Origin of the sequence: Vibrio sp. SCSIO 43140, from assembly GCF_023716585.1 — a bacterium.
Lineage (GTDB): Bacteria > Pseudomonadota > Gammaproteobacteria > Enterobacterales > Vibrionaceae > Vibrio > Vibrio maritimus_B.
Genome location: NZ_CP071851.1, coordinates 12,366 through 26,878, shown reverse-complemented (window position 1 = coordinate 26,878; position 14,513 = coordinate 12,366). Strand labels below are relative to the sequence as shown.

Annotated in this window: 12 protein-coding genes; 4 read left to right on the top strand and 8 right to left on the bottom strand. The window is 47.5% G+C overall.

What is annotated here, in order from left to right; all coding sequences use genetic code 11:
• The 5 genes from J4N45_RS18790 to J4N45_RS18770 form a co-directional block, all read right to left on the bottom strand.
• Nucleotides 1-1,239: an extracellular solute-binding protein gene (locus tag J4N45_RS18790; protein WP_252016008.1), complete on the bottom strand. Its 1,239-nt coding sequence runs from the start codon at nt 1,237-1,239 to the stop codon at nt 1-3.
• A gap of 301 nt (nt 1,240-1,540) precedes the next feature.
• Nucleotides 1,541-2,518 carry a LacI family DNA-binding transcriptional regulator gene (locus J4N45_RS18785; protein WP_252016005.1) on the bottom strand — a complete coding sequence of 326 codons (978 nt, stop codon included), beginning with the start codon at nt 2,516-2,518 and terminating at the stop codon, nt 1,541-1,543.
• A 157-nt stretch (nt 2,519-2,675) separates the two neighbouring features.
• On the bottom strand, nt 2,676-3,569 hold the full coding sequence (locus J4N45_RS18780) for a protein-ADP-ribose hydrolase (RefSeq protein WP_252016003.1): 894 nt from the start codon (nt 3,567-3,569) through the stop codon (nt 2,676-2,678).
• Nucleotides 3,570-3,644: 75 nt separating this feature from the next.
• A complete protein-coding gene (locus J4N45_RS18775; protein ID WP_252016000.1) occupies nt 3,645-4,502 on the bottom strand; it encodes a nuclear transport factor 2 family protein in 858 nt (285 codons plus the stop codon).
• Nucleotides 4,503-4,614: 112 nt separating this feature from the next.
• Nucleotides 4,615-5,493, bottom strand: a complete 879-nt coding sequence (locus J4N45_RS18770) for a helix-turn-helix domain-containing protein (RefSeq protein WP_252015998.1) — start codon at nt 5,491-5,493, stop codon at nt 4,615-4,617.
• 124 nt (nt 5,494-5,617) lie between these two features.
• Between J4N45_RS18770 and J4N45_RS18765 the strand changes: the two genes are divergently transcribed.
• Together J4N45_RS18765 and J4N45_RS18760 are read left to right on the top strand one after the other, a co-directional pair.
• Nucleotides 5,618-6,454, top strand: a complete 837-nt coding sequence (locus J4N45_RS18765) for a helix-turn-helix domain-containing protein (protein ID WP_252015996.1) — start codon at nt 5,618-5,620, stop codon at nt 6,452-6,454.
• A 99-nt stretch (nt 6,455-6,553) separates the two neighbouring features.
• Complete coding sequence (locus tag J4N45_RS18760; RefSeq protein ID WP_252015993.1) at nt 6,554-7,894, top strand: MATE family efflux transporter; 1,341 nt, start codon at nt 6,554-6,556, stop codon at nt 7,892-7,894.
• A gap of 17 nt (nt 7,895-7,911) precedes the next feature.
• On the opposite strand, the gene J4N45_RS18755 is transcribed toward J4N45_RS18760, so the two are convergent.
• Nucleotides 7,912-8,811, bottom strand: coding sequence for a LysR family transcriptional regulator (locus J4N45_RS18755; RefSeq protein ID WP_252015991.1), 900 nt, complete (start codon nt 8,809-8,811; stop codon nt 7,912-7,914).
• A 108-nt stretch (nt 8,812-8,919) separates the two neighbouring features.
• Here J4N45_RS18755 and J4N45_RS18750 point away from each other — a divergent pair, with 108 nt between their 5' ends.
• The gene (locus J4N45_RS18750) at nt 8,920-10,938 is read left to right on the top strand and encodes an alkyl/aryl-sulfatase (protein ID WP_252015989.1); all 2,019 of its coding nucleotides are present in this window, start codon (nt 8,920-8,922) and stop codon (nt 10,936-10,938) included.
• A gap of 95 nt (nt 10,939-11,033) precedes the next feature.
• On the opposite strand, the gene yegD is transcribed toward J4N45_RS18750, so the two are convergent.
• Both yegD and J4N45_RS18740 read right to left on the bottom strand, forming a co-directional pair.
• Nucleotides 11,034-12,386 (bottom strand): molecular chaperone, encoded by a 1,353-nt coding sequence (gene yegD, locus J4N45_RS18745; RefSeq protein WP_252015987.1) that lies wholly within the window; start codon nt 12,384-12,386, stop codon nt 11,034-11,036.
• Nucleotides 12,387-12,550: 164 nt separating this feature from the next.
• Nucleotides 12,551-13,351, bottom strand: a complete 801-nt coding sequence (locus J4N45_RS18740) for an acyl-CoA thioesterase (protein ID WP_252015986.1) — start codon at nt 13,349-13,351, stop codon at nt 12,551-12,553.
• Nucleotides 13,352-13,503: 152 nt separating this feature from the next.
• Between J4N45_RS18740 and J4N45_RS18735 the strand changes: the two genes are divergently transcribed.
• Nucleotides 13,504-14,496, top strand: coding sequence for a zinc transporter ZntB (locus J4N45_RS18735; RefSeq protein ID WP_252015984.1), 993 nt, complete (start codon nt 13,504-13,506; stop codon nt 14,494-14,496).
• The last annotated feature ends 17 nt before the right edge of the window (nt 14,497-14,513 follow it).

Below are 14,513 nucleotides of genomic sequence, written 5' to 3'. Positions count from 1 at the left end.
CTACTTTGCCGTCATTGCGTTGTATTTGTCTTGAGCTATCTTGATCGCTTGTTTTTGCGACATTTGACCAAGTAGAACGGAGTTAAGCGCTTCGTTGATTGGTGTCATCCACGCTGTTCCATGCTGTCCGAATGCAAACGGCTCAACGTTGCCTTCTAATGCACCTTTAAATACCTGCTGGGCTAGGTTGCTTTCGGCTGTGTTTTGCGAGAAGAACTCGGATTTACCCAGAGATTCTCGGCTTGGAAGAGCAAGCCCGGAGTCCAATACCCACTCTTGCGCTTCTTGACTGGTTAGAATTTCAACCGCTTTTTGCGCCGCTGCGATATTCTTACCGTCGGCGTTGATGCCCCAGGCTACGGTAAACAGTAAGTTACCTCGCTCACCAGAAACTGGGTCTTTTGGCATCATCGTCGTGCCGTACGGTAGGTTTGGTGCTTTATCACGCAGGTAGCCACTGATCCAGTTACCCTCTAAAGCAATGGCAGTTTCTTCCGTACCAAAACAGCCACCACCCCAGCCTTGACCGAGGTCAGTGGCAAGAATGCCTACCTCATCTTCAGTCACCAGACCGGTATAAAAGTTAAATGCACGTTCAAAGTTCTCATCAAGAACCGTTTGGCCTTTCTCATTAAACGGCTTCCAGCCTGTCGCTAACGCAAATGGTGCAAATCGAGCGTAATCAGGCATCACACACACACCCGAGACTTCGTCGCCCAGTTCTTGCTTTACCGCCACTAGCTTGTCGCGAAGCTGATCCCAAGAGTCTTCGCTCGTCGGATAATCAACACCAGCATCATCGAAAATGTCTTTGTTGTATTGTAAGGCGATGGTATTGAAGTCTTTGGCGACACCGTATTGGTCACCTTGAAGAGTAAAAGACGCGTTTAAGCTTGGAATCATATGCTTAGCGACAGAATTTAGTTCTGCGCTGTTAGCAGCCACTTTTCCCGATTGCACCATGGTGTTTGCGAAAACGACATCAATGTAGAATGCGTCTGGCGCAGTACCTGCAGAAAGGGAGTTAGTGATAAATTGTGAGAAATCCCCCTCTACCGCTTGGTACTTAACTTCGATGCCTGCCTTGTCAAAGTCATCAGCAAGCACATCGTTTACCAGTTTATTGAGAACCACGACATCGTTCCCTCCCCATCCAGCAATAGTGACTTCTGTCTTTTCTGCTGCATGCAAACCAAAACTAGCCGCGATAATCGCAGTCGCTGTCAGTGTCTTTTTCATCATGCTTCCTGTTCACGTTAAATTGTATACGTGGATTATGCATGAGTCACGTAAGCGCTTACGTTGCATCGATCACATTTTACTTTATGATGGATGGCGAGGTTCTTATTTATGCAATGAAGATCATGTTTTCTATAATTTTAGCTATTTCATTGCATACATATTGATGAAATGTATGTTATTAGCGTGCTAGATAGGTGGGAAAACAGGTGTTTCTTTGAAAGCCAAATGTCAGATACGTAAATTTTAAGTAAAAAAAACCGCACGACGAGGTGCGGTTTTTAAATAAGTAAAAAGCAGTCTAGCTACTTTCCCCTTTCCTGAGCGTAACTGAGACAACAGAGCCCACCGGCTCTTCACCTAGCATGGCACTTTCCAACATTTGCGCGACTTTGTCGGAGATTGCATCGGTATCTTGGACAATGGTGGTAAGCCCAGCAGCAATACCAGGCAACCCATCGTAACCAACAATAGAGAAATCTTGTGGTAGCTGGTAGCCACGGTCTTTTAAGGCGGCGATGACGCCCAGCGCTGTCTCATCGCATTCACACACGAAGCCTTGATAGGACTCAAGCTGCTTCTTATCCATGTTCATAAAATGTCGGTAAGCCGCAATTTCACCAAGCGGATCAGCACCCGTTCTTAACTCTCGCACTGGTAAAGCGTTACTTGCCATCACAGATAAGTAGCCTTGGTGTCTAAATTGATAGCCATCGCCATAGGTAGTAGGCGTTACAAAGCCTATCCCCGTCAGACCGTTATCTACCAGATGCTGAGCAGCCATTCGGCCACCATTAAAGTCATCAGGAGCGACCCAAAAAGAGCCCTCCGCCATACCAATACATACGTATGGAATGTTGTGCTGCTGGCAGTACTCTATCCTAGGGTCATTCGCCGTGATGCCTAGCAAGACGGCGCCACCAACTTGTGAGATCTCCAGCTCAGCAAAGCTCGAAGGTAAAAGGTTTAAGCCTGATTTACGCAACGCACCAGAGAGCGAGGGCCAAAGCATACCAATATAGCGCGACGCGTAGGCATCATGCGGGCCCAAAGAGATGGCAATGGTGTTCTTTCGACTGCCTGTTAATTCACGGGCGGAGCTGCTGGGTACATAACCCAACTGCTTACACGCTTCTAAGATTTTCTCTCGAGTCTTTTCAGAAATTCCAGGCTTGTTATTGAGCGCACGACTCACGGAGGCTATCGACACACCGGCAATTCTAGCTGCTTCATGGATCGTTGCCTTCTTGAGTTTCTCTTCATCTTGTTGAACCTGCACGGTCACACCCTCAAACTACGTAAACATTTACGCAATAATGGAGCATTTACGTAGTTTAAGCAAATGATTTATGCAGTAATGATAAACAAATCAAATTTAATCAGAGGCTTGTAGGTGTAAACCGATAACAAGACGTAAACAGCAACAGAGGTTTTCTCTATTGCTGACATACAAACTCCTCCAAAAGACTTTGGTAAACCACGTAATCTCGGTCGCTGAACACATTAAACACCACGCTATTAAGCTTGTTGGGATTGGCTTTTATCCATTCCACCGTCTCTTGAATCGCAATTGGTGTGGCCTGCTCAATGGGATAGCCATACACACCGGTTGAAATTGAGCACAGCGCAAGAGAATCAATACCTGACACCTTTTGCGAGATATCCAATACAGAGCGATAAGAGGAGGCAAGCGTCGCTCGGTCGGCTTCTTGCACTATCCCAGAAACCACTGGGCCTACTGTATGTATCACGTAGCGCGCTGGCAGATGATAACCACGGGTGATCTTCGCCTGTCCGGCGGCTTCATCGTGCCCTTGGATCTCCATAATGGTGTTGCAATCTCTTCGCAACTGAACACCGGCTCGGTTATGGATCGCGTTATCAATACATTTATGTCCCGGCTGAAAGCACCCAAGCATCTGATGATTGGCTGCATTCACTATGGCATCCACTTCCAACGTCGTAATATCGCCCTTCCATAAAACAATCTTGGTACTGCCAATCGTCAAGAACGGCATGGCCAACAGTGACTCGATTGACGTCATCTCTCGCTGCTGTTTTTCGGCCATAAGCAAAGCATCAAGTGCCGCTTCACCTTTAGGGCTCAGTGCGTTCGGCGGCAATAGGGTGATTGCAGCATCAATCCATTGTCGCTGCCGATTGGCATCACAATCAGCACGTTCCGGTGCACTCATGGCTGCCAACGTAGGCTCAAGCTCGCGCCAAAGCATTTCTAATGCCTCGTTCACCTCAAGCGCCACAGGCATTACTTGATAAGGCGTATTTAGCTCGATAGCCGATGCGTAGTCTTCTATATTTATCGTTTTCATCACGGCTCCAACTGAGTTTTAAGAAATAAAAAGGGTCACTGTGATAGTGACCCTCCTTGGAACGACTCGGTGTATTTACTGAAAACCAAACTTACCGTTGTCGTTTTTCCATTCAGATTTTGGCGGAATCACTTCAATGGTGTCCCAATGCTCAACAATTTTGCCATTGTCGACGCGGAACAAGTCGTAAAATGCCACGTGTTGATTCATGAACTTGCCTTCACTGACGGAAAGCACAAAGTTGCCCTCACCAATAATTAAGTGGTTCGCGTCGTAAACCATCGGCATACCCGCTTCAGCCAGCGCCTTCATCGCAACGCCTAACCCACTTAAACCGTCGGCAACGCCCGTGTTGTGTTGAATGTAATCAGAATCTTTGTCACCGATGAACATGCCAATCTTCGACATGTCTCCTCCCATAAGAATCGTTTTCACAAAGTCCGTGACTAAGGCTTTGTTGGCGTCGGTTTTATCTAGGTCTATGATTTCTGTTGCACCATCAAACTGGGTTCGACCACTTGGATTGGGCTCGGCCACCTCTTGCAGGTTATCCCAGTGCTCAACGATTAGACCATCTTCAAAGCGGAAGATGTCAAAGCCAGCTTTAGGGCCAAAGAAATTGTATTCCGTGTGCAGCGCTACATAATCACCGTCTTGAATAGTGCGAATCACATTCGCTTTCGCGCTGCCTTCGGGAAGCTGCTGTAACACCTCGCCAAAGCCTGCTAGTCCATCAGCCACACCCAAGTTATGTTGCGTGTAATTTTCGGGATTGATAAAGCCGATGGCACTTTGATCGCCAGTCTCAATGCTAGAAATGACGGCAACGGCCTTTTCGCGATTGGTCATTTCTTCTGCGCTTGCAATCGCAGTAACAGATAGGGCTGAAGCGGCTACAGCTGTCGTAGCGAATAGACGAGTAAGCTTGTTCATATTGTTTTCCTCTTGTTGGCTCGCAAACAATAATAGGAACAAGCTCGATGGAATTCCGTGTAGAAGTGAGTCGGAAAATGGTCAATATCGAACCCAAGACACAGGTTTTCGGCTAAATATGAGGGTCGGCGTACTGCTTTTGGAACTGACTTGGCGTCATATCTGTTTGGTTTTTAAAGTACTTTACAAAGTTACTGGCATCTTCAAAGCCAAAATCATAGGCGAGTTGCTGAGTTGTCACGCTACTCACTACCAAACGACGCTTCATTTCGATCGTCACAAACGCATCGATCATCTGCTTTGCGGTGAGATCCGTTGCCAGCTTGCAGATCTGATTGAGTGTTTTATAGGTCGTACCGATCTGTGAGGCATACCAGTTGGCGTCGCGTGTGCGCTCATAGTGACTTTGTAGAAGATCGAAAAACCGCGCTAACTTGACACTTTGCTCCTGCGACAGCTTATCGTGACGCTCTTCAGGCCTTAGCCTGTGCAGCATCAACGCGAAGGCAGAAAACAGATACATCACCACTAACGGATCTGTCTTGTCATGGGATATCTCTTTTAACACCTCATCAATGATTCGTTTGGCACTAAGGCAAGTATCACTATCTAAAGCCAATACAGGCGAGCGAGATTGATTCAGGTGCGTTGGCGTGTAGTTAGGAAGACGCATATTAGCGTGGACTTGGTCGAGAAATTCCTGGGTAAATATCACCACCTTGCCGACTGGTTGAGAGGCAAAATCGAAGCAGTGAACCTGTTCACGGCGCACAAAGACTATGCTTCCTGATTCAAATGGGTAGTTCTTGAAATCGACCATATGAGTACCCGACCCGCGTTCGATGTACACCATCATGAAAAAGGTGATGCGATGAGGGCGCTGCGGCGAGTGATCTTTGTATTCTCGTTGGTACAGAGATTCCAGATCGAAGATCTCTAACTCCGCTTGATTGGTTTTCTTATGGTCAAAGCCTATGGTGGGTATCTGCATCCATCCTCCCCATGTTACTGCTTGTATTTTAGTTAATTTTTACACACTCTGACACCAGACGTTTGGTCGCAATCGACAATTTTGAGTGTCATAATTGAGAGATGGTGTATTTGGTATGGTCAACATGAGCAATAAGATAAACGTCATCACCCTCCCGAAGGGAAACCCCTGTCAGATCATCGACAGTGCCATCGATGATGAGGGCGGGATTATTGGTGCTCATCGACATGATTACTTTGAGATCATTTGGTGTCTGGATGATGTCGGCAAACAGAGCATCGATTTTGTCGAATACCCGAGTAAAAAAGGACGCTTTTTCACCATCGCACCGGGACAAGTACACGAGACCGCCGAGCTCACTGACAATTATCGAATGATGATTTTCTCAACCGACTTTCTGGAGAATCGTCCGCGCCATCAACGTATGTTCAATGCCGTGTTTCGCGCCCACGATGACCAACAGCCCTACTTTGATACCTCTAATGATGGGCTAGACTATTTCGAGCCTCTATTTGCTCTGTTATTGGATGAATTCCACCAGCCACAAACCGATTGGGATCTGATTGAGTCACTGCTAACCAGTTTTTTGCGCTACCTACTGAGATTTTCCATCGACACAGAAGACAAACAGGTGGTCAAAGATGCCCGCATGACCAAGGTCCTAGAGTTAATTGAACGCCACTATCGCTCGCAGCGCCACGTTCAGTTTTATGCCGATGCCCTATCCATCACCAGTAAACGCCTCAACGAACTCACCAAGAAGCATGTAGGCAAAACCATTACTCGCCTTTTGCATGACCGAATCCTCTTGGAAGCCAACCGAGACTTACTGTTTTCCACCAAAACCGTAAAAACCATCGCTTTAGACTTGGGCTTTGATGATCCTTCTTATTTTGGACGCTTTTATCGAGGTCAAATGGGTGAGTCTCCCGCTGAATTTCGAAAACGAACGTCCGAATAGTGCCAGATAATGGTCACAATCTCCCTTTCTTAGCCCAGTTTTGGTAACGATAATACCAGTAATAGAGTTCGTATTACTTTCAACGTATTTTGGTTATCAATGAGCATAAATCTAAAATCTGATCCGATTCAGAAATCGTTTATTCAGTATTTATTGCCCGCTTTATCGGGCATGGTCATCAAGTCCATCTTCATCATGGGAGATGCGTGGTTTGTAGGCAAAGGTGTCGGTGCCGAAGGTCTAGGTGCTATTGCCCTCACGATTCCCGCGTACTCGCTGTTTTCTGCTATCGCCATGATGATAGGTATTGGTGGTGCTGCGTTGATGTCGATTGAGTTTGGTAAAGGCAACCTCAAGATCGGTCAAACCTTGTTTAGCCAATCGATGCTAGCAACTGCGATTATCACAACGATTACTGTCGTGTCTGCTTTAATTTGGCTTGATGAGATCATTGCTCTAATGGGAGCCAGCGGCTACATGGCACAGCTCGCGCACGACTACTTAGACATTATGCTCAAGTTCTTCGTGCTCTACGCATTAGCTTGGGTCATGTCTTGCTTTGTGCGCAACGATACCAACCCGAAACTTGCCATGTATGCCATGTCATTTGGCGCAGTGACAAACCTTGCCCTTGATTACCTATTCGTACTCGAGTTTGGTTGGGGTATGAAAGGCGCCGCCTACGCAACCGCTATTTCACAGGGCGTCATTGCAACGATTCTACTGACTCATTTTTGGCAGCAAAAAGGACAATTACGTTTTAGTCTGGAAGGTCTAGGGCTCGATAGAATCGGTCAAATTTTGAAAATTGGTGTACCGACATTTTTTATTGAGATCACCTCAGCGCTGACCATCTTGTTGTTTAACTATGTGTTGCTCAGCCAATTTGGAGAGGGACATATCATCGCTTACGGCTTAACAGCCAACGTGGGTGTGTTTGCTTTGTTTGTGATTGTTGGCATTAACCAAGCGTGTCAGCCAATTATTAGCTTTAACTATGGCGCCAGTAAAACCGATCGCGTAAACAGTACGCTCAAACTTGGACTCGTGACCTCTATTGGCAGTGGCTTTCTGTTCTTGTCGGTCATTTGGTTTACTGCAGAAGACGTAGCGCGTTTTTACTTAGGTGCCGACAGTGAGCTGCTAGAGCTTTCGGCCACTGCACTGCTGTTTTTCTTCTACGCCACACCATTGATGGGATTGAATCTGGTGGTAGCGAATCTGTTTCAAGCGATAGCTAAACCGAACCAAGCAACCGTTATTTCACTGGCTCGTGGTTTTGTGTTCGTCGCGCTGGGTGTCATCTTATTACCAGGCGTATTCCCAACCAATGGCATCTGGGCAAGTATCTTGTTTGCCGAAGGCGCCACCGCGTTAATAAGCCTAGTACTCCTATTTGCCTTTATGAGAAGACAGAAACTGACCCTAGCCGAGGCTTAAGGGTTGTGCAAAGGCGCTTAATCTAAGACATAAGAGAGCAGCTTCTCGCGCAGCCAGATATTGGCTTTGCTATTCTGCTCTCTTTTGTGTCCCATCAGTACATAATCAACCGACAGAGAGTTAAACGGAGCCTCAAGGATCTGCAAGCCAAACTGCTCCGCAAACTGCGTTGCCATACTGACACTTGTCATGCCAATACTTTCACTACTTGCCACTAAGGCCATCAAAGCAAGTAAGGACTCACACTCTGCAGCAACCTTGCGTGGCTGAATATGCTCCTCGGTAAAATAATCGACTAGAAATATCTCTTCACGGCGCAGCTTCAAGGTAATGTGCTTTTCTTGATAGTAATCTTGAGTACTGATGTTGCCTTGGATTCGTGGATGGTTTTTGCTGGCTATGACGCATATTTGATCGGAGAAAAACGGCTGAGTAAAGTGGCTCGACGTCGAGGACTCAGAAAACTCTATCGCCAAATCGGCTTGTCTTAGATTGAGCTTTTCAAGCAGCTCTGCCTCACTGACTGTCGTCGGACACAAGACGACCTCACAGTTGCCCAAACTCTTATCTGCTTCAATTTTCGGTACCAGTTTGAGCATGACCGGCTCTGTGGTGTAGACAACAAATCGGCGCTTACCCTCAACGGTGAACTCCTGCGCATCAGTCAGCGTGTTCTCAATCGCCTCTAATGCAGGCTCTATCTGACGTGCCATTTCATGCGCTAAATGTGTTGGAGCAATGCCTCGACCGTCTCTCACAAACAACTTCTGCCCAAGCTGGTTTTGCAGTCGCTTTAGTGCGCCACTAACACCCGGTTGAGTGAGATTTAACACCTCTGCAGCCACCGTGATGGATTGGCAGCGGTAAACGGTTAAAAACACCCGCATTAAATTAAGGTCGAAATCGGAAAGCGTCATAATTCATAGCCAGCTGTTATGTATTAACTAAATTACATTGCATGTTTGCTTATGAGTCAAGTGGGTATAGTGATCTCGTTTCCTGTTAATTCTGTGATGAGGTTATTTATGCTTCGAGCTCTAACTCCTTCGACTCTCGCTATCGCTGTTATGGCATCTTTTGCGGCCCACGCTGACTACGCTGGTCTTGAAGACTACCAAGGCAAACCAGCCAGTGCCCATACTCTTGAGGCTAACCAAGCGCTTGCTGCCACACTTCCGTGGGAAGATACCTCTGCCTTTGATCGCACCAAGCGCGGTCTTATCGCCGAGTTTGGCACTCATGAAGCGGGCGAGCTAAAGAATCGCTTTGAGTTTATGGCTGAGCTGTCTGTGGATGCGATCCCGCCTACGGTCAACCCTTCTATCTGGCGCCAAGGTATGCTCAACTACGCGGCTGGTGGTCTGTATGAAGTAACGGATGGCGTTTATCAAATCCGAGGCGCCGATCTTTCTAATATGACCATCTATCGCACCGATAATGGCTACGTGATTCACGATCCACTGCTGTCACGCGAAGCGGCAGCGGCGTCATGGGATTTTGCTAAGCAGCATCTACCAAAGATCAATGGCGAGCATAAAATCACGGGGATGATTTACTCACACATGCACGCAGACCACTTTGGTGGATCTCGTGGCATCTACGAGTCTGGCGACTTTAGTGAAGGCGCACCTATCTACGCACCAAAAGATTTCATCAAAGAGTTGGCGGATGAAAACGTCATCGCAGGTACCGCCATGGGTCGCCGCGCGAACTATCAATATGGCACAACGCTGGATAACGATGAGAAAGGCATTGTCGATAACGCTCTAGGGCTAGGCACCTCTCGTGGTGAAGTGACCTTAGTTGCGCCAACTACAGAAATCCAAGAACGTGAAAAAGTCATTACCATTGATGGCCTCGATTTCCACGCGATCAATATGCCAGGCGCTGAAGCCCCAGCTGAAATCGTGCTGTATGTGCCTCAGTATCGCTCACTGAACACCGCAGAGCTGACTTATGACGGTATGCACAACATCTACACTTTCCGTGGCGCAAAAGTTCGTGACGCGCTTGTGTGGACCAAGTACCTCACTGAGCTGAAGATGCGTTATGTAGACTCAGGGTTAGTCGACAACATTCACGCAGCTCACTCGGCGCCAGTTTGGGACGATCCAGAGACAAAAATCAACGAAATCTCTGAGTACATGACGCTACAACGCGACAACTACGGTTTCATTCACAACCAAGCAATGCGACTTGCTAACCACGGTGTGACGATTCACGATGTTGGTCGTGAGATTGAAAAGCTAGTGCCTGAGTCTCAAAAGCAGACATGGCATACCAATGGTTATCATGGCTCATACAGCCACAATGCGCGCGCAGTGGTCAACCTATACTTGGGTTATCACGATATGAATCCGGTTAACACCAACCCTCTACAAACTAAAGAGAAATCGTGCGTTTACGTGGAAGCGGCGGGTGCGGAGGTGTTGTATGGCGCAGGTATGGAACACTTCAATCAAGGTGCGTATCAAGAGGCATCACAGCTGTTTAACGACCTAGTGCAATGCGACCCGAATAACGTGAAATATCGTTATGCCCTAGCAGACAGTTTTGAGCAGCAAGGGTATCAGTCAGAAACCATGGCATGGCGTAACTCCTACCTTCAAGGTGCGGTTGAGCTTAGAACCGGTGAAATCAAACCATCGATCAAACTGGCATCTGCTGACGTGATTGCCAACACGCCAACAGGCATGTTCTTAGACTTCATCGCCGTGCGCCTCAATGCAGAAAAAGCAGAACAAGCGGGTCTAGACTTTACCTTTGGGCTGTATCACCCAGATGTGGAAGAGCGTTACTATGGCGAAGTATCAAACGCAAACATGAGTAACATCGAAGTGGAGACATTGCCTCTGACCAACGTCGAGCTGGTAATCAATAAAGCCGACCTTACTCAAGTAGCGCTTGGGCAGACTACGCTTGATGAGCTACTAAAATCGGGGCAAGCGGGAATCAAGGGCAATGCTGAGCTTATAGGACAGCTAGCCGCGTCGCTTGATGAGTTTGACGGCATGTTTGAAATTCTGCCAATGCCGACTAAATAGGCTTTCCACTGAGCATCGGCTCAAACAACACTCACACCATAAGAAGCCCAGAGCACACGCTCTGGGCTTAGTCATTTTAATATAAGCCAATTATTTTACTTAAAACAGACATCCGCCCATCTCGCCAACCCGGCCGTCACTGAGCCAAAATAATTCCCCGACACAACTGGGATATTCGGCAATACATCCTGAACCGCAGTACGCAAAACAGAAGAGCGCGCAGAACCGCCTGTCATGTAAATCACATCAGGTAAGGTGCCCGCTTGCTGCGCCGCTTCTTTCACCAGCGCTTGAATTTTCTTCGTTGGATTATCGATCGCCACCGCCATGTCTGATTGAGTTATCTCGATACCCACATGCTCAGAATACAGATCGAGCATGGCTTGGTAATCAGCGCTTTCCTCTAGCGCAATCTTGGCTTTTTCTGCTTCACGAATCACCGCATAACCAAGCGTTTCTTGATGCAAAGCGACAAGGCGATTGACTTTTTCTGGCTCAAGGGCTTCTTTTGCCAATAATCTCAGCTCTTTTAAGTTATCGTGAGCGTAAAATTTTCGCTGAGCTTGCACATCGTTAATAGCAATAGGATTCCAGAACTGTGTCACGGGAATATCTAAGCCAGAGTGGCGCTTGGTGCCCATACCAAACGCATGCATGAAGCGGCGAAACGCAATATAGATATCCAGATCATTACCGCCCACCAGCTGTCCGGTATGCGCGATAAGGGATTGTTGTCGGTCGTTTTTTCCAACCCAAGACGGCCCCATCTGAATATAGGAGCAGTCTGTGGTACCACCGCCGATATCGACAACAAGTACGTTCTTGTTTTCGGTTAAGGTAGACTCAAACTCTAGCCCGGCTGCCACAGGCTCGTACTGAAACTCGACGTCTTTAAAACCAGCACGATTTGCCGCACGCAGCAATATCCCTTCAGCTTGCTGGTTAGATGCATCGCCACCACGTCCAAGAAAGTTAACAGGTCTACCAATGACCGTCTGCTCTATCGCGCGGTCGAGATTTGCTTCAGCGCTGCGCTTTACGTTACTCATCATGGCGCAAACCAGATCTTCGAAGAAGGAAAGCTGCATATCACGCAGCCCCATGGCACCTAGGAAGGACTTTGGTGACTTGATGTAATACACGTCTTTCGGATCTTCTAAGTAAAGATTAAGCGCTTGCTCGCCAAACAAGACATCACTCGGAATCACCTCTATACCTTCTTCACGGTTCAGCTTAACGGCGCGCCTCAACACAGCCTCACCAATGTCGTTAGACGGACGTATGTCCAGACAGCGAAACAGATACTCTGAGACCGTTTCGGCAGTCGGCGCGCACAGTGTTGATGCAATGTAGCAGTTATCCCCTACCAGTGGGATTTGCTCTACGTTGCCATTATTTAGGTGTGCAACGGAGCAGTTTGCGGTTCCGTAATCAAAACCGATAGCCATAGAAATTACCTCAACACGTGAAAAAGGGCGGCAAAGGATAGCAGCCTGAAAATGAAGTTCAAGTGGCGTAACGTAAACCCGTCACTGGTAGATGGGTCAAATGCAAAAAGGGCTGCAAAACGTCGCTGCACCCCATGATGTTTGTTTACACTGTAAAGCGAGATTTAGTCGAAAATAGCGATGCTCTGCCTACTCACCGCCACTAATTCTCCCCGATTATTCCAAATGTTCGCCTGCGCGTGGGCGTAGCCTTCAGCAGCCTGTCGTGTGTGAGACTGATAAGCAAACCAATCTTCAGGCTGAACGGGACGATGAGGATGAATAAACTCTAAGTTCCACATCATAGAGCTCGCCGGCGCTGGCGTGTCCATCATTTGCAATACGCCTGGAGGCCATGCATCGACTAAACAAATAAGATGGGCATCAGAGATGAGTTTTGGTGCCACTTTAAAGCGCATCCAACCCCATGTGTGGGAGTCTTTACTCCCAGTGAAAGGCAGATGTCCGCGAGCTAATGCTAAATCAATATGAGAGGTGTAGTTTGGTGCCCCCTGTTCTATGGTTGGAAACCTAGGAAGATCATCGGGCACTGGCATAATGTGATTATCGTTATTTTTAACGACAATGCTAGAGTCACGATCTGCGCCAAAGCAACCTTGTTGGAACACCGCAACCTTTCCATTTTGAATCAGTCGCGCACTCAGTTGAGAGACACTTTTTCCTTCACGAAGCACTTCTACTTCGAAGGTAAACGGCACATCTACGAGTAAGGGTCCGACAAAATTTGTGTTGAGAGACCGTAAAACGCGCTCCCCACTCAGATGAGACTGCATCACGGTATACAGCAATGATGCGGATAATCCTCCAAAAACCGTACGCCCTTGCCCCCATGACGTAGGGATCGACATATGCTCACCAGTTTGCGCGCAGAGCTTGGCTTTTGCTATTAATTCGTCGAAGTGCATCCCTACCACCTTATGTTAACGCCTTGTTACTTAACAATAACTGGTCGGATGGGTTGCTGCAAGAGGCGTAACCTAATTTTGTTACACTTCACACACATATTGCATTAACATTTTATTATTAACCCAAACAAATCATTAACCAAAGAGTCTCTATGGTTCTAAAAGCTGATAGCGCCTACCCAACTGGTTTAATTCACGCAATCCAACTTGATGGGCAGGGCGGACTAATCCCATGTAATAAAGGGATCAATAAGATCTGGCAAGAGCGAGAGAAGCTTGTTTGGCTGCATTTCGACTACAGTGTCGCCACGACGGTTGACTGGATCACAGCGCATAGTGGTCTCAACGAGATTGCTATTGATGGCTTGACCAGCGAAAGCAGTCGCCCGCACATTCTGAAAAGAAAAAACAATGTGCTTGCCAACTTTAGGGCTATCAATCTCAATCCAGAGTCCGATCCTGAAGACATGGTCTCACTAAGGATTTGGACTGATGGAACTCGGATACTCAGCACGCGACGTCGTCCGCTAATATCCACCAAAGAAGTACTCGAGTCGCTGGAACGTGGTGAAGGTCCTCAAACAGTTCCAGAGCTGCTCATCAACTGGCTTGACGCCATTACCGCGAAACAAGAAAGCAGTCTTAGCCGGCTAGAAGATCATGCACTTGAGCTCGAAGAAGCGGACTTTACCTCGAGCAACAACGATTATCGAGAGCAAGTCAGCCAATTGCGTAAGGTCTGTATCAAACTTCGCAGACATCTATCTCCCCAAAAAGAGACGTTGAATCAGCTCGCAACCTCTAACTTAGAGTGGCTCAACGAGCTCGACAGTCTCAAGATCAAAGCGCTGCTCGATAGACAGCTGCGCTGCCTTGAGAATATCGAAATGCTACGAGAGCATTCCATTTTGATGATGGATGAGCTAAACGCTATCGACGCGGAGACGCTTAACCGACGTACCTACGTATTCACAATCATCGCTGGGTTATTTCTGCCCCTGGGTTTTTTCACAGGCTTGCTAGGCATCAACGTGGGTGGTATGCCAGGCACAGAAAATCCTTTTGCATTTTGGGTGGTTACCGCTCTGTGCGTCTTGTTTGGTGCAGGCTCTGTGGGATGGGCACTGGCCAAGCGTTGGCTGTAGGGTTTCGATCACCATTG

Bases quoted from the DNA above. Each gene is read 5' to 3' on its own strand.
- J4N45_RS18755 (WP_252015991.1), bottom strand. From the start codon at position 8,811: ATGACGCTTTCCGATTTCGACCTTAATTTAATGCGGGTGTTTTTAACC.
- J4N45_RS18735 (WP_252015984.1), top strand. From the start codon at position 13,504: ATGGTTCTAAAAGCTGATAGCGCCTACCCAACTGGTTTAATTCACGCA.
- J4N45_RS18790 (WP_252016008.1), bottom strand. From the start codon at position 1,239: ATGAAAAAGACACTGACAGCGACTGCGATTATCGCGGCTAGTTTTGGT.
- J4N45_RS18775 (WP_252016000.1), bottom strand. From the start codon at position 4,502: ATGAACAAGCTTACTCGTCTATTCGCTACGACAGCTGTAGCCGCTTCA.
- J4N45_RS18765 (WP_252015996.1), top strand. From the start codon at position 5,618: ATGAGCAATAAGATAAACGTCATCACCCTCCCGAAGGGAAACCCCTGT.
- J4N45_RS18750 (WP_252015989.1), top strand. From the start codon at position 8,920: ATGCTTCGAGCTCTAACTCCTTCGACTCTCGCTATCGCTGTTATGGCA.
- J4N45_RS18740 (WP_252015986.1), bottom strand. From the start codon at position 13,351: ATGCACTTCGACGAATTAATAGCAAAAGCCAAGCTCTGCGCGCAAACT.
- J4N45_RS18760 (WP_252015993.1), top strand. From the start codon at position 6,554: ATGAGCATAAATCTAAAATCTGATCCGATTCAGAAATCGTTTATTCAG.
- J4N45_RS18780 (WP_252016003.1), bottom strand. From the start codon at position 3,569: ATGAAAACGATAAATATAGAAGACTACGCATCGGCTATCGAGCTAAAT.
- J4N45_RS18770 (WP_252015998.1), bottom strand. From the start codon at position 5,493: ATGCAGATACCCACCATAGGCTTTGACCATAAGAAAACCAATCAAGCG.
- yegD (WP_252015987.1), bottom strand. From the start codon at position 12,386: ATGGCTATCGGTTTTGATTACGGAACCGCAAACTGCTCCGTTGCACAC.